General features: G+C 55.8%; 22 protein-coding genes. 12 read left to right on the top strand and 10 right to left on the bottom strand.

Features of this window, described 5'->3' with window-relative positions:
• Positions 1–16 precede the first annotated feature (16 nt).
• Positions 17–256 (top strand): SymE family type I addiction module toxin, encoded by a 240-nt coding sequence (locus JQ822_RS10415; protein ID WP_213133401.1) that lies wholly within the window; start codon positions 17–19, stop codon positions 254–256.
• Between the two features lie 64 nt (positions 257–320).
• Here the strand turns inward: JQ822_RS10415 and hycI are convergent, their stop codons facing one another.
• The 9 genes from hycI to hycA form a co-directional block, all read right to left on the bottom strand.
• Complete coding sequence (gene hycI, locus JQ822_RS10410; protein ID WP_213133400.1) at positions 321–791, bottom strand: hydrogenase maturation peptidase HycI; 471 nt, start codon at positions 789–791, stop codon at positions 321–323.
• Positions 784–1,194, bottom strand: a complete 411-nt coding sequence (locus JQ822_RS10405) for a formate hydrogenlyase maturation HycH family protein (protein WP_213133399.1) — start codon at positions 1,192–1,194, stop codon at positions 784–786. The genes hycI and JQ822_RS10405 overlap by 8 nt, the downstream gene beginning before the upstream one ends.
• Positions 1,191–1,958, bottom strand: coding sequence for a formate hydrogenlyase subunit HycG (gene hycG, locus JQ822_RS10400; protein WP_016154184.1), 768 nt, complete (start codon positions 1,956–1,958; stop codon positions 1,191–1,193). Before hycG ends, JQ822_RS10405 begins: the two co-directional genes overlap by 4 nt.
• The gene (gene hycF / locus JQ822_RS10395; protein ID WP_213133398.1) at positions 1,958–2,500 is read right to left on the bottom strand and encodes a formate hydrogenlyase subunit HycF; all 543 of its coding nucleotides are present in this window, start codon (positions 2,498–2,500) and stop codon (positions 1,958–1,960) included. Before hycF ends, hycG begins: the two co-directional genes overlap by 1 nt.
• A gap of 9 nt (positions 2,501–2,509) precedes the next feature.
• Positions 2,510–4,219, bottom strand: coding sequence for a formate hydrogenlyase subunit HycE (hycE, locus tag JQ822_RS10390; RefSeq protein WP_213133397.1), 1,710 nt, complete (start codon positions 4,217–4,219; stop codon positions 2,510–2,512).
• 17 nt (positions 4,220–4,236) lie between these two features.
• Positions 4,237–5,160, bottom strand: coding sequence for a respiratory chain complex I subunit 1 family protein (locus JQ822_RS10385; RefSeq protein WP_213133396.1), 924 nt, complete (start codon positions 5,158–5,160; stop codon positions 4,237–4,239).
• Positions 5,161–5,162: 2 nt separating this feature from the next.
• A complete protein-coding gene (hycC, locus tag JQ822_RS10380) occupies positions 5,163–6,989 on the bottom strand; it encodes a formate hydrogenlyase subunit 3 (protein ID WP_213133395.1) in 1,827 nt (608 codons plus the stop codon).
• Complete coding sequence (hycB, locus tag JQ822_RS10375; protein ID WP_038633091.1) at positions 6,986–7,597, bottom strand: formate hydrogenlyase subunit HycB; 612 nt, start codon at positions 7,595–7,597, stop codon at positions 6,986–6,988. Before hycB ends, hycC begins: the two co-directional genes overlap by 4 nt.
• Positions 7,598–7,741: 144 nt before the next feature.
• On the bottom strand, positions 7,742–8,200 hold the full coding sequence (gene hycA / locus JQ822_RS10370; protein WP_213133394.1) for a formate hydrogenlyase regulator HycA: 459 nt from the start codon (positions 8,198–8,200) through the stop codon (positions 7,742–7,744).
• A 198-nt stretch (positions 8,201–8,398) separates the two neighbouring features.
• Here hycA and hypA point away from each other — a divergent pair, with 198 nt between their 5' ends.
• The 7 genes from hypA to JQ822_RS10335 all read left to right on the top strand — a co-directional run bounded on the left by hypA (position 8,399) and on the right by JQ822_RS10335 (position 14,767).
• Positions 8,399–8,755 carry a hydrogenase maturation nickel metallochaperone HypA gene (gene hypA / locus JQ822_RS10365; protein ID WP_196210102.1) on the top strand — a complete coding sequence of 119 codons (357 nt, stop codon included), beginning with the start codon at positions 8,399–8,401 and terminating at the stop codon, positions 8,753–8,755.
• Between the two features lie 69 nt (positions 8,756–8,824).
• Positions 8,825–9,697 (top strand): hydrogenase nickel incorporation protein HypB, encoded by an 873-nt coding sequence (gene hypB / locus JQ822_RS10360; RefSeq protein ID WP_213133393.1) that lies wholly within the window; start codon positions 8,825–8,827, stop codon positions 9,695–9,697.
• Complete coding sequence (hypC, locus tag JQ822_RS10355; protein ID WP_213133392.1) at positions 9,688–9,960, top strand: hydrogenase 3 maturation protein HypC; 273 nt, start codon at positions 9,688–9,690, stop codon at positions 9,958–9,960. Before hypB ends, hypC begins: the two co-directional genes overlap by 10 nt.
• Positions 9,960–11,081 carry a hydrogenase formation protein HypD gene (hypD, locus tag JQ822_RS10350; RefSeq protein WP_213133391.1) on the top strand — a complete coding sequence of 374 codons (1,122 nt, stop codon included), beginning with the start codon at positions 9,960–9,962 and terminating at the stop codon, positions 11,079–11,081. The genes hypC and hypD overlap by 1 nt, the downstream gene beginning before the upstream one ends.
• Positions 11,078–12,088, top strand: a complete 1,011-nt coding sequence (gene hypE, locus JQ822_RS10345) for a hydrogenase expression/formation protein HypE (RefSeq protein WP_213133390.1) — start codon at positions 11,078–11,080, stop codon at positions 12,086–12,088. Before hypD ends, hypE begins: the two co-directional genes overlap by 4 nt.
• Before the next feature lie 127 nt (positions 12,089–12,215).
• Positions 12,216–14,294 (top strand): formate hydrogenlyase transcriptional activator FlhA, encoded by a 2,079-nt coding sequence (gene flhA / locus JQ822_RS10340; protein WP_213133389.1) that lies wholly within the window; start codon positions 12,216–12,218, stop codon positions 14,292–14,294.
• Between the two features lie 44 nt (positions 14,295–14,338).
• Positions 14,339–14,767 carry a TOBE domain-containing protein gene (locus JQ822_RS10335; protein WP_213133388.1) on the top strand — a complete coding sequence of 143 codons (429 nt, stop codon included), beginning with the start codon at positions 14,339–14,341 and terminating at the stop codon, positions 14,765–14,767.
• Positions 14,768–14,797: 30 nt separating this feature from the next.
• On the opposite strand, the gene JQ822_RS10330 is transcribed toward JQ822_RS10335, so the two are convergent.
• Positions 14,798–15,142 (bottom strand): nitrous oxide-stimulated promoter family protein, encoded by a 345-nt coding sequence (locus tag JQ822_RS10330; protein ID WP_213133387.1) that lies wholly within the window; start codon positions 15,140–15,142, stop codon positions 14,798–14,800.
• A gap of 186 nt (positions 15,143–15,328) precedes the next feature.
• On the opposite strand from JQ822_RS10330, the gene sitA reads away from it, so the two are divergent.
• The 4 genes from sitA to sitD are packed head-to-tail and all read left to right on the top strand — an operon-like array spanning position 15,329 to position 18,766.
• Positions 15,329–16,246 carry an iron/manganese ABC transporter substrate-binding protein SitA gene (gene sitA, locus JQ822_RS10325; protein WP_213133386.1) on the top strand — a complete coding sequence of 306 codons (918 nt, stop codon included), beginning with the start codon at positions 15,329–15,331 and terminating at the stop codon, positions 16,244–16,246.
• On the top strand, positions 16,243–17,058 hold the full coding sequence (gene sitB, locus JQ822_RS10320; RefSeq protein WP_213133385.1) for an iron/manganese ABC transporter ATP-binding protein SitB: 816 nt from the start codon (positions 16,243–16,245) through the stop codon (positions 17,056–17,058). The genes sitA and sitB overlap by 4 nt, the downstream gene beginning before the upstream one ends.
• A gap of 2 nt (positions 17,059–17,060) precedes the next feature.
• Complete coding sequence (gene sitC, locus JQ822_RS10315; RefSeq protein ID WP_213133384.1) at positions 17,061–17,924, top strand: iron/manganese ABC transporter permease subunit SitC; 864 nt, start codon at positions 17,061–17,063, stop codon at positions 17,922–17,924.
• Positions 17,915–18,766, top strand: a complete 852-nt coding sequence (gene sitD / locus JQ822_RS10310; protein ID WP_213133383.1) for an iron/manganese ABC transporter permease subunit SitD — start codon at positions 17,915–17,917, stop codon at positions 18,764–18,766. Before sitC ends, sitD begins: the two co-directional genes overlap by 10 nt.
• Positions 18,767–18,824: the final 58 nt, after the last annotated feature.

Below are 18,824 nucleotides of genomic sequence, written 5' to 3'. Positions count from 1 at the left end.
TAACAAGGAAACGTTCATGCCTACTGATAATACTCAAACAACAATGCTTATCTCCAAACCCGTGCGTCGTTTAAAAGTGGGTTATGTCAGAAGACGCTACGAAGATCGCCACACCGGGTTCACCCTGCGAATCAGTCGGCACGCCTCATTAACGCTGAACGGCGACTGGCTGGAACAGGCAGGATTCCCTACCGGCACGGCGGTGAATGTTTCGGTAATGCAGGGGAAATTAATTATTGAGCAGGTGACCGAGTAACGGCGGATGTATGGGAGAAACAGGCCGGATGACGCGCGTGGCTGACATCCGGCGCAGACAGAGCTTACTCTTCTGGCGCGTCTAACTCTGAGAATCCGCCACGGCCTTCCCAACCGGCTAATCGTTGATACACGGTTTCTACCGCCTCTTTGATTGGCTGCGTCATCGGGTAATAAAAGCCGACAATATCCGGTTGAATGCCGAGGAAAATCACTTCGCCAACATCCTCTTTCAGCTGATCGACCAAATAGTTCAGCGGCATGTTGTGAGTGGTCATCATGAACATCTCGGCAATATCATCGGGATCGATAATACGGATCTCACCAGGGTTGAGGCCCATGTCGGTGGCATCCACAATCAGCAGACGTTGCGGACGCAGTTCGCGGATCGCGACGATGTCATTTTCCGGCGCGCTTCCGCCGTCGATGACAACCCAGTTGCCTTTAGGCTCAGCGGCGCACATTTCTGCCAGCAGCGGGCCCGCGCCGTCGTCGCCCATCATGCTGTTGCCGACACACAATAAAACGTCAGTCACGGTGTCTCCTCACCATCAGATAGATGGCGCTTTCCTGATGAATGTCGTGAAGCATGCTGAGCACCAGCTTGCTCCATTCCTGCTGCTGCGGCGTCTGCACGGCGAGCGCGTCATCAAACGCGCGCGCCAACATTTGCACATGATTGAAATCGATGACTATCTCACCGTACTTCGGCACGCCCTCCATCTTACGCCGGGCTTCGCTTCCTTCGGCAAGCGTGGCAATCCACGCCAGATAGCCGTCCCACGGGCAGGTTAACGCCGCTTCCAGGCAGTCGATTATGCCTAAGTGGTGACCAATCGCCAGGCTGTAATAGACAACCTGCTGCGCCTCGGCGGGCGTTGCATCGTTCTCATCAATAAACTTACGGCTCAGTTGACTGAACACCACCGTTTCACTCATCGGATACGCGCCTCTTCTACAACATGATTAAGATGCGTGACGATCTCGGTCAGACGCGGATCGTTTTCCGCTTCCAGCCAGCGCGCCACCTGATGCTCACCCTGCCCTAACTGCGTCATGTAGTCATCGGCAATCTGACGACCGTAGCGATAGCCAGCCAGACGGCGCGCCTCGCGATCGACCTTCACGCGCAGCGGCTGAACCATATCCGGATGCAGAATTTCAGCGGGCTGTGCGTCCAGTTCGCCGGGCGCACGCGCGTGGATTTTCTGCTCCAGCAGGCCAAGCGCCATCGCAAAGCCGTACAGCGTGGCGGCAGGCGTCGGTGGGCAGCCAGGAATATACACATCCACCGGTACGATTTTGTCGGTGCCGCCCCATACGCAGTATAAGTCGTGGAAGATACCACCGCTGTTGCCACAGGCCCCGTAGGAGATACAAATTTTCGGGTCCGGGGCAGACTGCCAGGCACGCAGTGCCGGAGAACGCATCGCGCGGGTGACCGCACCGGTAAACAGCAGGATGTCCGCGTGGCGCGGCGACGGAACCACTTTGATGCCAAAACGTTCGGCGTCGAACAGCGGAGACAGCGTGGCGAAAATTTCGATTTCGCAACCGTTGCAGCCACCGCAGTCAACGCGGTAAACGTACGCTGAACGCTTGATACTTTTCAGCAATGACGCTTTCATGCTGGCAATGGATTCATCCACGGTCATCGGTACCGGAATGCCGTTGGCATCACGTGGGCCTAATAAATTGCTCATCAGCTGGCCTCTTTCATATGGCGAGTCAGTTCAATACGGTCAGACGGCACCAGGCATTTCTGGCGCTTACAGTCCGGGCAGGTCTCAAAGCCTTCACGGTGATTTTCCGCACGGGAGTCGCCGTTGTGCTTGAGCAGCGCAATGGCGTAATCAATCTCTTTTTGCACCGCAAAAGGACGGTTGCAGACACGGCAATTACACAGCGCAAAGCGGGACTGCTGCAGGAAATCTTCTTTCTTCCACACCGCCAGCTCATACTCTTGTGACAGCTTAATCGCCGCCGTCGGGCAGACTTCTTCGCAGCGGCCGCAGAAGATGCAGCGCCCGAGGTTGAACTGCCAGGCCAGCTCATTGGTGACCAGGTCGGTTTCGACCGTCAGCGCATTGGACGGGCACGCATTAACACAGGCCGCGCAGCCAATGCACTGTTGCGGATTGTGTTCCGGTTTGCCACGGAAGTTTTTATCGACCGCGATAGGCTCCAGCGGATACGATGACGTTGGCGCCCCGGTTTTGATGACTTTTTTGATAAAGGTAAACATGGCGATTCCTTATTTCAGCGGCGAGTTTTTACGCTCGATGCTATAGCGCTCAAGTTCTTTGTATGGCACGACTTTGCTTTTCTTCTTACGCACATCAACCACGGTCATGCGGTCAGTACAGGAGTAGCAAGGATCGAGGCTACCGATAATCAACGGGGCATCGGAAACGGTGTTACCGCGCAGCATGTAGCGCAGCGTCGGCCAGTTGGCGTAGGTGGCCGCACGGCAGCGCCAGCGATACAGCTTCTGGTTGTCGCCGGTCATGCTCCAGTGGATGTCATCCCCGCGCGGCGCTTCGGCAAAGCCCAACGCGAAACGGTGTGGAATATAGGTAAAGCCTTCTACGGCCAGCGGGCCGCCCGGCAGGTTATCAAGGCCAAAATCAATCATGTTCAGCGCGGTATAGACTTCATTGATACGCACTTTCAGACGGGAAATTACGTCACAACCCTGCTCACTATGCACTTCCATCGGCAGCAGACCGTAACCCACAAACGGGTGATCGGCGCGGGTATCACGCGCGTGGCCGCTGGCGCGTACCATCGGGCCGACGTTACTGAAGTCACGGGCAATTTCCGGATCCAGACGACCAATACCGACGGTGCGCTGTTCCATGTTCGGGGTGCTGAGCAGCATATCGACCAGCTCCTGCACGTCGCGACGCATCTGCTGCGCCAGCTGACGGGTCTGGACCATATCCTCTTTCAGCAGGTCACGACGGATGCCGCCGATCAGATTCAGGCCGTAGGTTTTACGCGCTCCGGTGAGGATCTCCGCCATTTTCATCGACGTTTCACGCACGCGGAAGAACTGCATAAAGCCGGAGTCGAAGCCGGTGAAGTGGCATGCCAGGCCGAGGTTCAGCAGGTGTGAGTGCAGACGTTCCACTTCCAGCAAAATGGCACGGATCATCTGCGCACGTTCCGGCACCACAATCCCCATCGCATTTTCAACGGAGGTGGTATACGCGGTGCTGTGGGCAAAGCCACAAATGCCGCACACGCGATCCGACAGGAAGGTGACTTCGTTGTAACCCATACGGGTTTCCGCCAGTTTCTCCATGCCGCGGTGGACATAGAACAGACGGTAATCGGCATCGATGATGTTTTCGCCATCAACAAACAGACGGAAGTGGCCCGGTTCATCGGAGGTGACGTGCAGCGGGCCAATCGGCACCACGTTGTTTTTCTTGTCGCCCAGTTCGTTGATGAACTCGTAGGTTTCTGCATCGGTGGTCGGCGCCGGGCGCTGACGGTAATCCATGCTGTCTTTACGCAGCGGATAGAGTTCGTCCGGCCAGTCATCCGGCAGTACCAGTCGACGTTCATCCGGCAAACCAACCGGGATCAAACCGTACATGTCGCGTACTTCACGTTCGCCCCAAACGGCGGCCGGTACGCGTGGCGTGACGGACGGGAATTCCAGTTTATTGGCATCGACTTCAACGCGGACGGTAATCCAGCATTTGGTGCCCTGCTCCATCGACATCACGTAGTAAACGGCGTAATGGCCGCACAGCTGGCGTTCGTCGTTACCAAACAGCACCGACAACCAGCCGCCCTGTTTGTAGTAGAGGAACTCCACCACTTCCGGCAGGTAGTTTACCTTCACGGTAATAGTCAGCTGATCTTTGGTCTGCCAGGCTTCATCCAGCACCACGCCCGGGAAGGCCTGATGCAGCGCAGCGAGATAGTGTTGACCTACTTTTTCTTCAGACATGCTCAAACTCTCTTAATTCACGCCACCAGCAAGGAGACGAATGCTAAAAACGCAAACCCAAAACCGGCCCAGGTCACGCGTGAAGTGGCGCAAAAACGCAGACGCGCCATGCTGTTTTCGAACAGGGCGATGACCAGCACGCCGAGGACCAGTTTGACGACGGCAATCACCAGCGCCAGCAGCAGTCCACCTGCGCTAAAGGTTTCCATCTGTCCCCACGGCAGAAACACGCCGACAAACATTTGCAAAACGACCAGCTGTTTGAGGCTGATGCCCCACTTGAGCACCGCAAAACCGCTGCCGCTGTATTCGGTCAACGGACCTTCCTGCAGCTCCTGCTCCGCTTCTGCCAGATCGAACGGCAGTTTGCCCATTTCGATAAAAGTGGCGAAAGCACAGGCGCACAGCGCCAGAATCAGCGGGATGCTGCGCGCGGCAGGCCAGTGATAAACGGTATCAGCGATGTTGCTGATATGGGTCGAACCGGCAACCTGCGCCGCCACCCACAGACCCAGCAGCAGAATCGGCTCTACCAACACGCCGAGCATTGCTTCACGGCTCGCGCCGATGGCGGTGAACGGGCTACCGGTATCCAGACCAGCGATAGAAAAGAAGAAGCGGGCAATAGCGAACAGGTAAATCAAGGTAATCAAATCACCCAACTGCGGCAGCGGCGAGCCCACGGTCACGACTGGCAGCGCGGTGGCGATCGTCAGCATCACGCCGACCATCACAAACGGCGTCAGGCGGAAAACCCAGCTGGAATCCGCAGGCGCAATGCTCTGACGGCCCAACAGTTTGATAATGTCGCGGTATTCCTGCAACACGCCCGGACCACGGCGGTTATGCAAACGTGCACGCGCCACGCGGGTAATACCGGACAGCAGCGGCGCAGCGGCAAACAGCACCAGCGCCTGAATTAACGGATATAAAACACTCATTCTCAGGCTCCTCGTGAAACCACAATCACCACCAGCACCGCCAGCTCAATCAGCGCCAGACGGCGGAACAGTACCGGCGCAGCCGCATTCTGCCAGCCCGGAACCCGTGATACCGGGTTCAGCCATTTACGCAGTTTGAGTACCGGGGCAAACGCTTCTTTCACCGGCATGGCAAAACCGTGCGCGGTGATCACCATTGACTGCTCGTGATCGTAACCACACACCCATGCCGGACCACGTGAACGTGACGGCAGGCGGTTACCTTTAAAAATCGCCATGATGATGAACGGCAGCAGCGGGCACGCGATCAGCAGCAGCGTGATCATCGGCTGAGAAACGGTGGTGTTTGCGGTTTCCAGCGGCAGCGGAACGGCAGAGGCAAGAAGCGGTAGCAGCCACGGGGCAGCTACGCCGCCAATCACGCAGCAGATTGCCAACGCAACCACGCTCACGCTCATCAGGATTGGTGCGCAGCAGGCGTTTTCCGCTTCCTTCGTGCGCGGTGCGCCGAGGAACGTAACGCCGTAGACTTTCGCCATGCACATCACCGCCAGCGCGCCGGTAATCGCCAGTCCTACCGCCAGCAACGGTCCTAACAGACGACCGATAAACGCGCCACTGTTACCCAGCTTGAAGAAGGATTGATAGATAACCCACTCACCGGCAAAGCCGTTCAGCGGCGGCAGCGCGGCCATCGCCATCAGACCAACCAGCATCGCAATGGAAATCACCGGCATACGTTTACCGATGCCGCCCAGTTTCTCGATGTCACGGTGACCGGTACGGAACCAGATGCTGCCAGCCCCTAAAAACAGGACGCTTTTGAACAGGCTGTGGTTGACCAGATGATACAAACCACCGGTCAGACCCAGCGCTATCAGCGCCGGTTGATTCAGGGAAATACCGGTCACGCCAGCGCCCAGACCCAGCAGGATAATGCCGATGTTTTCCAGCGTGTGGTACGCCAGCAGACGCTGGATGTTGTGTTCCATCAGCGCATACAAGCCACCGACAAACGCGGTGATCATCCCCAGCACCAGCAGCGTAACGCCCCACCACAGCGGCGCATTACCGCCCAGCAGCGACAGAGACAGAATGCCCAGCAGACCGACCTTCATCACCACGGTAGAGAACAGCGCCGCAGCCGGTGCACTGGCGTTGGCGTGTGCCTGTGGCACCCAACCGTGCAGCGGGATAATCCCGGCCAGCAGACCAAAGCCCGCCACGCCCAGCAGCCAGATGTCAGCGCCGAGCGGCAATTGCTGAGTACGCAGATCGAGCAGGCGCAGTTCCAGCGTACCGTAGCGCTGCCACACCAGGTAGCAGGCGATCGCCAGCAGCAGCGTACCGGTACGGCCCAGCGCAAACCACAGCTTGCCTTCTTTGCTGCAACCCGTCAGGAATACCGCACTCAGCGCCATGATTTCTGCCATCACCACCAGCGTGCCGAGGTTGCTGGCAACCACCGCGCATACCGCCGCCGCCATCAGCAGGTTCACCAACAGGCCGTTAGCTTTGACCTGCGGATGCCGGTGCCAGTCGATGTTGTACAGGCTGACAAACAGGCCGCACAGACCCAGCGTGATAAGCCAGATAGCGTTCAGCGGCGTCATTTGCAGACTGTGACCAATAAACGGCATCACGCCGCTGACCGCCAACCCATTAATGAGCACGCTAAAACCGGCAGCCGCCGTACACAGACTGCCCACCGCACCGCCAACACCGGCGATCCAGCCGCTTAACGGTTTATGAAACGAAAACAGAAATGCCAGAATCGCCGCCGCCGTAAACCAGGCCACGCCGCTGTTAATCAGTGAAATTGCGCTCATTTTGCATCCCCACTCTGAGCCTGCTGAAACAAGGTGAGATCGCCGAAGTCGGTATTGAACGTCAGCTCACGCTTACGTTTGCTGGCGCGGGCGATGTCCATATTGCTCACCAGATGCAGGGCTTTCGTTGGGCACATGCGCACGCAGGCCGGACCTTGTTCATCAAAGCTACACAGATCGCATTTCACCGCAATGGCACGAATACCCGGAACCCAGTCCAGCAGCGTGCTGACGCGAGCTGGCGCTGGCGGAGCCGGAGGCGCTTTTGACGTATTGGCGTTCGCCGGGATATGCAGTGGACGGCTGCCGGAAAACTCAATGGCCCCAAACGGACAGGCGATCCCACACAGTTTGCAGCTCACGCACAGGCTTTCATTCAGTTGTACGGCGCCGTCGACACGGTTAATGGCATTGACCGGGCAAACTGTGGCACAAGGCGCATCTTCACACTGGTGGCAAAGCTGCGGCGCGGATTCTTTTTCATTTAGCATCACTTTCAGGCGCGGCATTGACTGCAGGCCATGCTGGCGATGTGTCTCTGAGCAGGCGGCTTCACACGTGTGGCAGCCGATACAAAGAGTGGAGTCAGCAATTACAAAACGATTCACCAGGCATTCCTCAGGTGATTGTCATTTTTGACGAAAACATGTCTATCAAATGTCATTTTCGACATTTTTCGACATGCCCATTCCCTAAACCGTCGTGACGCAGCATACACACCACATCATGACTCAAGTGGGCACACCCGAGGCTTAAACCGGGCTATGTCCTTCTACCAGTTGGCTTAAATTCACTGGCATATTGTTTTCAACCGCGGTGTACAGGCTGTCGTAAACGCTGGCGATTTTTTCGAGATAGTGCTCCAGCACCTGTTCACGATCGCGGTTGCTGATACGCTCATCGACTTTGCCGTCGAGGGACAGTTGTGCCTGTGCAATCAACTGCTTATCATCAGCGTCTTTCGTTTCAACGTAGTACTCGATGGTATGGCTGTTAAAGCCGTCCGCCAGCGTGACGTAGATAACGAAGTGTTCAAACAGGACAAAGCACAGATCCTTGTCCGGCGCGCAGCTCATCGCATGATGTAAACGCGCTTTCGACAGGGTGATTCCCTGTACCAGCGAGTTGCAATAAATACGCCACTGGTCCTGTAGGCGACGATGCCGTTCAGCGATGTAATCGGCTTTTTCGCTTATTTCCCAAATAGTCATGTCAGGTTACCCGTTTAGCAGAGACTGTCAGCTTTAAGCACGTTTCATGCCAACATTAAATCTCTTTAATTTCATTGATATACAAAATCAAACGGTCGTGACGACATGTCATTTCGTCATCGTCGTCATTGTCACGGGAGAAAAAATTCAATCTGGCATGTTTTTTGCTTTTATAACGGCAATAACATGGGAGGCGATATGCACGAAATAACCCTCTGCCAACGGGCACTGGAATTGATTGAACAACAGGCCACGCAACACGGTGCAAATCGGGTAACTGCGGTCTGGCTCAAAATTGGCGCATTTTCTTGCGTAGAAACCAGCGCTCTCGCCTTTTGTTTTGATCTGGTATGCCGTGGCACCCTTGCAGAAGGTTGTAAACTCCACCTCGAAGAACAAGAAGCCGAATGTTGGTGTGAAACTTGCCAGCAGTACGTCACATTGCTGACACAGCGTGTGCGCCGTTGTCCGCAATGTCATAGCGACATGCTGAGGATCGTGGCCGATGACGGTTTACAGATTCGAAGAATTGAAATAGGCGATGCTGAAGATTAATAGATGCCGGATGGCGGCTTCGCCATCCGGCAACAGATTTACTGTAAGTAAAAAGATCAGGAGTGAGCGATGTGTACGACATGTGGTTGCGCTGAAGGCAACCTTTATATAGAGGGTGATGAACATAACCCCCACTCGGCGTTTCGCAGCGCGCCATTTGCCCCGGCCGCTCGTCCGGCGTTGAATATTACCGGTGTGAAGACCTCCAGTTTCACCCCGAGCCAAACTGAAGAAGGCGATTTACACTACGGCCATGGTGAAGCAGGTACCCATGCGCCAGGCATGAGCCAGCGCCGTATGCTGGAGGTGGAAATTGACGTGCTGGACAAAAACAACCGTCTGGCCGAGCGTAACCGCGCCCGCTTTGCCGCCCGTCAGCATCTGGTATTAAACCTTGTCTCAAGCCCTGGCTCCGGTAAAACGACGCTGCTGACCGAAACGCTAATGAAGCTGAAAGACAGCGTACCGTGTGCGGTAATCGAAGGCGACCAGCAGACGGTTAACGATGCCGCCCGTATTCGCGCTACCGGCACCCCCGCCATCCAGGTGAACACGGGTAAAGGCTGCCATCTTGATGCACAAATGATTGCCGATGCCGCGCCGCGTTTACCGCTTGATGACAACGGTATTTTGTTTATCGAGAACGTCGGCAACCTGGTGTGCCCGGCGAGTTTCGACCTCGGTGAACGTCACAAAGTGGCTGTGCTTTCGGTCACCGAAGGCGAAGACAAGCCGCTGAAATATCCGCATATGTTTGCCGCAGCATCGCTGATGCTGCTCAACAAAATCGACCTGCTGCCGTACCTCAATTTTGACGTTGAAAAGTGCATCGCCAGCGCCCGGGAAGTAAACCCGGAAATTGAAATCATCCTGATTTCCGCCACCAGCGGTGAAGGCATGGATCAATGGCTCTCCTGGCTGGAGACGCAGCGATGTGCATAGGTGTTCCGGGTCAAATCCGCACCATTGATGGCAACCAGGCCAGGGTCGACGTTTGCGGTATTCAGCGCGACGTCGACCTGACGCTGGTCGGTAGCTGTGATGAAAATGGTCAACCGCGTCTGGGCCAGTGGGTGCTGGTGCACGTCGGTTTTGCCATGAGCATCATTAATGAAGCAGAAGCGCGCGACACGCTCGAGGCGCTGCAAAACATGTTTGACGTTGAGCCGGATGTCGGCGCGTTGCTGTATGGCGAGGAAAAATAATGCGTTTTGTTGACGAATACCGCGCACCAGAACAGGTGATGCAGTTGATAGATCATCTGTGTGAACGTGCCGCTCACCTCCCCTACACCGCACAACGTCCGCTGCGCATTATGGAAGTGTGCGGTGGTCATACCCACGCTATCTTTAAATTCGGTCTTGACCAGTTGCTGCCCGAAAACGTCGAGTTTATCCACGGCCCAGGCTGCCCGGTTTGCGTGCTACCGATGGGCAGAATCGACAGTTGCGTAGAAATCGCCAGCCATCCGGAAGTGATTTTCTGCACCTTTGGTGACGCGATGCGCGTCCCGGGAAAACAGGGTTCGCTGCTGCAGGCCAAAGCGCGCGGCGCAGATATCCGTATCGTCTATTCTCCGATGGATGCGCTGAAGTTGGCGCAAGAAAACCCAACCCGCAAAGTCGTGTTCTTTGGTCTGGGTTTTGAAACCACCATGCCAACCACCGCCATCACGCTTCAGCAGGCAAAACAGCGTGACGTGCAGAACTTTTACTTTTTCTGTCAGCACATTACGCTTATTCCCACACTGCGTAGCCTGCTGGAACAGCCGGATAACGGCATCGACGCCTTTTTAGCACCGGGTCACGTCAGCATGGTCATTGGCACCGATGCCTATAATTTCATCGCCTCCGATTTCCATCGCCCGCTGGTCGTCGCCGGTTTCGAACCGCTCGATTTATTGCAGGGCGTGGTGATGCTGATTGAGCAGAAAATCGCGGATCACAGCCAGGTTGAGAACCAGTACCGTCGCGTGGTGCCGGATGCCGGTAACGCCTTAGCCCAGCAGGCTATCGCCGAGGTGTTCTGCGTCGATGGCGACAGCGAATGGCGCGGTCTGGGCGTTATCGAATCCTCCGGCGTTCATCTGACGCCTGACTATCAGCGTTTTGATGCCGAAGCGCATTTCAAACCGGCTCCACAGCAGGTGTATGACGATCCGCGCGCGCGCTGCGGCGAGGTGCTGACCGGCAGATGTAAACCGCATCAGTGCCCGTTATTTGGTAAAACCTGTAATCCGGAGACCGCGTTTGGTGCACTGATGGTCTCCTCAGAAGGCGCATGTGCCGCCTGGTATCAGTATCGTCAGCAGGAGTGTGAAGCATGAACAGCGTACAACTCGCCCACGGTAGCGGCGGTCAGGCTATGCAACAGTTGATCAATAGCCTGTTTATGGAAGCCTTTGCGAATCCGTGGCTGGCGGAGCAGGAAGATCAGGCGCGTCTGGATCTGGCACAACTGGTGGCTGAAGGCGACCGTCTGGCATTTTCGACCGACAGCTACGTGATTGATCCGCTGTTCTTCCCCGGCGGTAATATCGGCAAGCTGGCGATCTGCGGTACGGCAAACGACGTCGCCGTCAGCGGCGCTATCCCTCGCTATCTCTCCTGCGGGTTTATCCTCGAAGAAGGCCTGCCGATGGACACGCTGAAAACCGTGGTCAACAGCATGGCGGCCACCGCGCGCGAAGCGGGTATTGCCATCGTCACCGGTGACACCAAGGTTGTACAGCGCGGCGCGGCGGACAAACTGTTTATCAACACCGCCGGAATGGGCGCGATCCCCGCCAATATCCGCTGGGGTGCACAAACCCTGAGCGTGGGCGATGTGCTGCTGGTTAGCGGTACACTCGGCGACCACGGTGCGACTATCCTCAACCTGCGCGAGCAGCTGGGGCTGGACGGTGAACTGGTCAGCGACTGTGCGGTGTTAACCCCGCTGATTCAGACGCTGCGCGACATTCCCGGCGTGAAGGCGCTGCGCGACGCCACTCGCGGCGGCGTGAATGCGGTCACGCACGAGTTTGCGGCGGCCTGCGGCTTCGGCATTGAATTGTCCGAATCAGCCTTGCCGGTAAAACCCTCGGTACGCGGCGTCTGCGAACTGCTGGGTCTGGATGCGCTCAACTTTGCCAACGAAGGAAAACTGGTGATTGCCGTAGAACGTCAGGCCGCAGAAAGCGTGCTTGCCACACTGCGCGCGCATCCGTTGGGGCGCGACGCGGCGCTGATTGGTGAAGTGGTCGAACGTAAAGGTGTTCGCCTGGCCGGGCTTTACGGCGTGAAGCGCACTCTTGATTTACCACACGCCGAACCACTCCCTCGTATATGCTAGCAGCCGTTTGACAGCATTCTGTAGGCCGGATAAGGCGTCTGAGCGTCGCTATCCGGCAATAATTTACAACTTATACCTATAATTCATTTACCGTTTTTGCACCGTTGGTGCTTCCTGGAAAAGCAATATGTCGTATACACCGATGAGTGACCTCGGACAGCAAGGCTTGTTCGATATTACTCGTACATTATTACAGCAGCCCGATCTTCAGTCTCTCAGCGAGGCGCTTTCACAGTTGGTCAAGCGTTCGGCGCTGGCCGACTGTGCGGCTATTGTGTTATGGCAGGCGCAGACGCAGCGTGCGCGTTACTTCGCGACGCGCGAAAATGGTAACCCCATCGACTATGAAGACGAAACGGTGCTGGCGCACGGCCCGGTGCGCCGCATTCTGTCTCGTCCCGATGCGCTGCACTGCAACTATCATGAGTTTACTGAAACCTGGCCGCAGCTGGCTTCCGGCGGGTTGTACTCTCAATTTGGCCATTACTGTCTGCTGCCGCTGGCGGCCGATGGGCGCATCTTTGGCGGCTGTGAATTCATCCGTAACGAAGACCGCCCGTGGAGTGAAAAAGAGTACAACCGCCTGCAGACCTTCACCCAGATCGTCGGCGTCGTTGCCGAACAGATCCAGAACCGGGTCAGCAACAACGTCGACTACGACCTGCTGTGTCGTGAGCGTGACAACTTTCGCATCCTGGTCGCCATCACCAATGCGGTGCTCTCCCGCCTGGACATTGACGAACTGGTTAGCGAAGTCGCCAAAGAGATCCATCACTACTTCGACATCGATGCCATCAGCATCGTATTACGTAGCGATCGCAAACATAAGCTGAGCATCTATTCCACCCACTATCTGGATGAACATCATCCGGCGCACGAGCAGAGCGAAGTCGACGAAGCGGGCACGCTCTCTGAACGCGTGTTCAAAAGCAAAGAGATGCTACTGATTAACCTCAGCGAACGCGACACGCTCGCCCCTTACGAGCGCATGCTGTTCGAGACCTGGGGCAACCAGTTACAAACCTTATGCCTGCTGCCGCTGATGTCCGGCAATACCATGCTTGGCGTCCTTAAACTGGCACAGTGCGAAGAAAAGGTGTTCACCACTGCCAATCTCAAGCTACTGCGCCAGATTGCCGAGCGCGTGGCCATTGCTGTCGATAACGCTCTCGCCTACCAGGAGATCCACCGTCTGAAAGAACGGCTGGTCGATGAGAACCTGGCGCTGACCGAGCAACTCAATAACGTGGACAGTGAGTTTGGCGAAATCATTGGCCGCAGCGAAGCCATGTACAGCGTGCTCAAACAGGTCGAGATGGTGGCGCAAAGCGACAGCACCGTGCTGATTCTGGGTGAAACCGGAACGGGCAAAGAGCTGATTGCCAGGGCTATCCACAACCTGAGCGGACGTAATGCCCGCCGGATGGTGAAGATGAACTGCGCGGCAATGCCTGCCGGGCTGCTGGAAAGCGACCTGTTTGGTCATGAGCGCGGCGCATTTACCGGTGCCAGCACGCAGCGCATTGGTCGTTTCGAACTGGCCGATAAAAGCTCGCTGTTCCTCGACGAAGTTGGCGACATGCCGCTGGAGCTACAGCCTAAGCTACTGCGCGTTTTGCAGGAGCAGGAATTTGAACGTCTGGGCAGCAATAAGCTGATCCAGACCGACGTGCGGTTGATCGCTGCCACCAACCGCGATCTGAAAAAGATGGTTGCCGATCGCGAATTCCGTAACGATCTCTACTATCGACTGAACGTCTTCCCGATCCATCTACCGCCGCTGCGCGAACGCCCGGAAGACATCCCGCTCCTGGTAAAAGCCTTCACCTTTAAAATCGCCCGTCGGATGGGGCGTAATATCGACAGCATTCCCGCCGAAGCACTGCGCACGCTAAGCAGCATGGAGTGGCCGGGTAACGTGCGCGAACTGGAAAACGTGGTAGAACGCGCGGTTCTGCTCACCCGGGGCAACGTGCTGCAACTGTCTTTGCCGGACATCACCACGCAGACACCGTGCCCACCACAAGTCGCGACCGAAGTTGCCCAGGATGGCGAAGATGAATATCAGTTGATTATGCGTGTACTGAAAGAGACGAACGGCGTGGTCGCCGGTCCAAAAGGCGCAGCGCAGCGGCTGGGACTGAAACGCACGACGCTGCTCTCGCGCATGAAGCGACTGGGTATTGATAAGGATGCGCTGGTTTAACAATTATGGCTATACTGGGTGATATCTCAACGAAAGGAGGCAGTATGGCGGTATCAGCACGTAATCAATTAACCGGCACGGTGAGTACGGTTGCAACCGGTGCAGTGAATGATGAAGTTGAACTGACGCTGGCCGGCGGCGCAAAACTGGTCGCGATTGTGACTCACAGCAGCCAACAGGCGCTGGGTCTGGCGAAGGGAAAAGAAGCCATTGCCCTGATCAAAGCGCCGTGGGTTACGCTGGCGACCGAAGACTGCGGTCTGAAGTTCTCCGCCCGCAACCAGTTTGCTGGCAGCGTTTCGCAAGTCACTGAAGGTGCGGTCAACGCGACGGTACACATCAAAACCGACGCGGGTTTTGAGATTGTTGCCGTAGTCACCAACGAAAGTCAGCAAGAGATGAAACTGAGCCAAGGCAGCCGCGTTGTTGCGCTGATCAAAGCCTCAGCCATTCTGATTGCCACCAAAGCGTAATATCCAGACAGCGTCTTCTGCTTGAGGGCGCTATTTTTTGCGCTGGTATTTTTCGGGCAATTCCGGGACCGGGCGTTTGTCATCAATCAGGTGACGCACGGTCAGGATCGGGTGACGCCAGAGCATTCTCGGCCCTGCCCAGCGCATAATTTGTTTCATCTCTTCACGTTTGGCAGGTTGATAACAGTGTACCGGACACTGTTTGCAGGCCGGTTTTTCCTCACCAAACACGCACTTGTCCAGACGCTTTTGCGCATAGGCAAACAGCGCACCGTAATGCCCCGGCTCGTCTGAAGCCTGAGGACACTGACTCTCGTACAGGGAGATCATTTTCTGGATCGTCAGTTTTTCACGAGCGATACGTTTACCGGACATGATGCCTCCATATTTAAGTTGCATAAATAATACACTTTAAAAACTCACGGGACTATTACCTGAAAGTGATACATCCTTAGCGCCCTACGCAAATAAGAATTATTTTCATTTATCATGCCTTGTGCTATATAACATAGCAAAGGCTATATTCGCCGATAAATTAACCACTTTCTTGTGAGGGATACTATGCTGCATCTGCCCCGTCTGAAATCGTTTCTCCTTGCCAGCGTACTCACGGCGCTGACGCTGTCACCTGCCTGGGCGAAAGAAAAATTTAAGGTAGTAACCACCTTTACGGTGATTGCCGATATGGCGAGCAACGTGGCGGGCGATGCAGCAGAAGTCAGCTCAATCACCAAACCGGGTGCCGAGATTCACGAATATCAGCCCACGCCAGGGGATATTAAACGGGCGCAGGGTGCGCAGCTTATTCTCTCCAATGGCCTCAATCTGGAGCTGTGGTTTGCCCGCTTCTATCAGCATTTATCCGGCGTGCCGGAGGTAATGGTCTCAGACGGCGTGAAGCCGATGGGCATCAGCGAAGGTCCCTACAACGGCAAACCCAACCCGCATGCCTGGATGTCGGCCGAGAATGCGCTTATTTACGTCGATAACATCCGTGATGCGCTGGTGAAGTACGATCCGGATAACGCCGCCACCTACCAGAAAAATGCAGAGAACTATAAAACGAAAATTCGTCAGACGCTCGATCCCCTGCATGCAGCGCTGGCAAAAATCCCGGCTGATAAACGCTGGCTGGTCACCAGTGAAGGCGCATTCTCCTATCTAGCGCGCGATAACGATCTGAAGGAGTTGTACCTGTGGCCGATCAACGCCGATCAGCAAGGCACGCCAAAACAGGTACGCAAAGTGATCGATGCGATCAGAGCGCATCAGATCCCGGCAATATTTAGCGAAAGCACCGTGTCCGACAAGCCCGCGCGTCAGGTGGCGCGTGAGTCCGGCGCACATTACGGCGGCGTGCTGTATGTCGATTCGCTGAGCGCTGCCGATGGCCCCGTGCCGACCTATCTGGATTTATTGCGCGTGACGACAGAAACCATTGTCAGCGGCATTAACCAGGGTTTGAGGGGCCAACCATGAGTCAATCTGCGATTTCCGTAAATCAGGTTACGGTGACGTATCGCAACGGCCACACCGCGCTGCGCGATGCGAGCTTCCAGATTCCGGGCGGCTCAATTGCCGCGCTGGTCGGCGTCAACGGCTCCGGGAAATCAACCCTGTTTAAAGCGCTGATGGGGTTTGTCCGCCTGGCACAGGGCGAAATATCAATTCTGTCGCAACCGGTCAGCAACGCGCTAAAACAGAATCTGATTTCTTACGTTCCCCAGTCGGAAGAGGTGGACTGGTCGTTTCCGGTGCTGGTGGAAGATGTGGTGATGATGGGGCGCTTCGGCCATATGGGCTGGCTGCGTCGACCAAAGGCGCGCGATCACGAATGCGTGAATGCGGCGCTGGCGCGGGTTGATATGCTGGACTATCGCCATCGACAAATCGGCGAACTGTCCGGCGGGCAGAAAAAGCGCGTTTTTCTGGCACGCGCCATCGCCCAGGACGGACAGGTTATTTTGCTGGATGAACCCTTCACCGGTGTGGACGTGAAAACCGAGGCCCGCATTATCGACCTGCTGCGCGAACTGCGCGATGAGGGGCGAACGATGCTGGTCTCTACCCATAATCTGGGTTCGGTAACCGAGTTTTGTGATTACACGGTAATGATTAAAGGCACGGTGCTGGCAAGCGGCCCGACCGACACCACCTTTACCACCGAAAACCTCGAACTGGCGTTCAGCGGCGTCCTGCGTCATGTGAAACTGAGTGGCGGTGAGCAGCACGTGATTACCGATGATGAACGACCATTTATTGCGCGACGCACGCAGAACGAGGGGGAATAACCATGAACTGGCTGACAGAACCGTTTGGTTACCAGTACATGCTCAACGCCATGTGGGTCTCGGCGATGGTCGGCGGCCTGTGCGCGTTCCTCTCCTGCTATTTAATGCTCAAAGGCTGGTCGTTAATTGGCGATGCGCTGTCGCACTCCATCGTACCGGGCGTTGCCGGGGCTTATATGTTAGGGCTTCCCTTCGCACTTGGCGCTTTTCTTTCCGGTGGCCTGGCGGCGGGCAGTATGCTGTTTCTTAACCAGCGTTCGCGCCTGAAGGAAGATGCGATCATTGGGCTGATTTTTTCCTCTTTCTTCGGCATCGGGCTGTTTATGGTGTCACTCAATCCGATGTCAGTGAACATTCAGACCATTATTCTCGGTAACGTGCTGGCGATTGCCCCGGAAGATATTCTGCAACTGGCGATTATCGGCGTTATTTCGCTGACCATTTTGCTGTTGAAGTGGAAAGATCTGATGGTGGTGTTTTTCGACGAAAACCACGCGCGCTCTATCGGGCTGAATCCCGGCCGCCTGAAGCTACTCTTTTTTACGCTGCTCTCAGTTTCCACGGTGGCGGCGCTGCAAACCGTCGGCGCATTTCTGGTGATTTGCCTGGTGGTAACACCCGGCGCAACGGCCTGGCTGTTGACCGATCGCTTTCCCCGTTTGCTCACTATCGCCGTCGCCATCGGTAGCCTGACCAGCTTTTTTGGCGCCTGGCTGAGCTACTGGCTGGACGGTGCAACCGGCGGAATTATCGTCGTACTGCAAACGCTGCTGTTTCTTCTGGCATTTGTCTTCGCGCCAAAACACGGCCTGTTAGCCAACCGTCGCCGCGCCCGCCAGGTGAATAAGGAGTCAACATGCTCTTAACCCTCCTGTTGGAACCCTTCCAGTTCAGCTTTATGGTGAACGCGCTGACCATCTCCGTTATCGTTGCCGTGCCCTGCGCGCTGCTGTCGGTATTTTTGGTGCTGAAAGGCTGGGCATTGATGGGTGATGCCATGAGCCATGCTGTGTTTCCGGGGATCGTTCTGGCTTACATCGCGGGGATTCCGCTGGCAATTGGCGCGTTTGTCGCCGGGTTGTTTTGCGCAGTGGCGACCGGCTACCTCGACGATAACAGCCGTATTAAGCGCGACACGCTAATGGGGATTGTCTTCTCCGGAATGTTTGGCGCCGGGCTGGTGCTGTACGTCTCGATCCAGTCTGAAATTCATCTTGATCATATTCTGTTCGGCGACATGCTGGGCGTATCGCTGGGTGATATCGCGCAAACGGCAACCATTGCGCTGGGGATCGCGCTGTTCATCAGCTTAAAGTGGAAAGATCTGCTGCTGCACGCGTTCGATCCGCATCAGGCAAAAGCCAGCGGACTGAATACCTCGCTGCTGCATTATGGTCTGCTGTGTATGATTGCGCTCACCATCGTCGCCACGCTGAAGTCGGTGGGCATCATTCTGTCGATCTCGCTGTTAATTGCGCCGGGTGCCATTGCAATTTTAATCACACGCCAATTTTCTCACGCCCTGTTACTGGCCGTCGCCATCTCGATAGTGACGTCATTTATGGGTGTATATTTGTCATTTTTCATCGACAGCGCACCGGCCCCCACCATTGTCGTCTTATTCTCCCTGCTGTTTGTTCTTGCTTTTATTTACTCCACCCTGCGCGATCGCCGTTTAGAGAACCAACTTCAGTCACACGATATATAAATAATATTTAACAATATGCCCGCTAATATTATTTGATATGAATATAGCCTCCAACCGG

Origin of the sequence: Citrobacter sp. FP75 (assembly GCF_018342065.1) — a bacterium.
In the GTDB taxonomy this organism is placed as follows: domain Bacteria; phylum Pseudomonadota; class Gammaproteobacteria; order Enterobacterales; family Enterobacteriaceae; genus Citrobacter.
The sequence above is the reverse complement of the archived record's forward strand: the minus strand, read 5'-3'. Positions and strand labels throughout refer to the sequence as shown.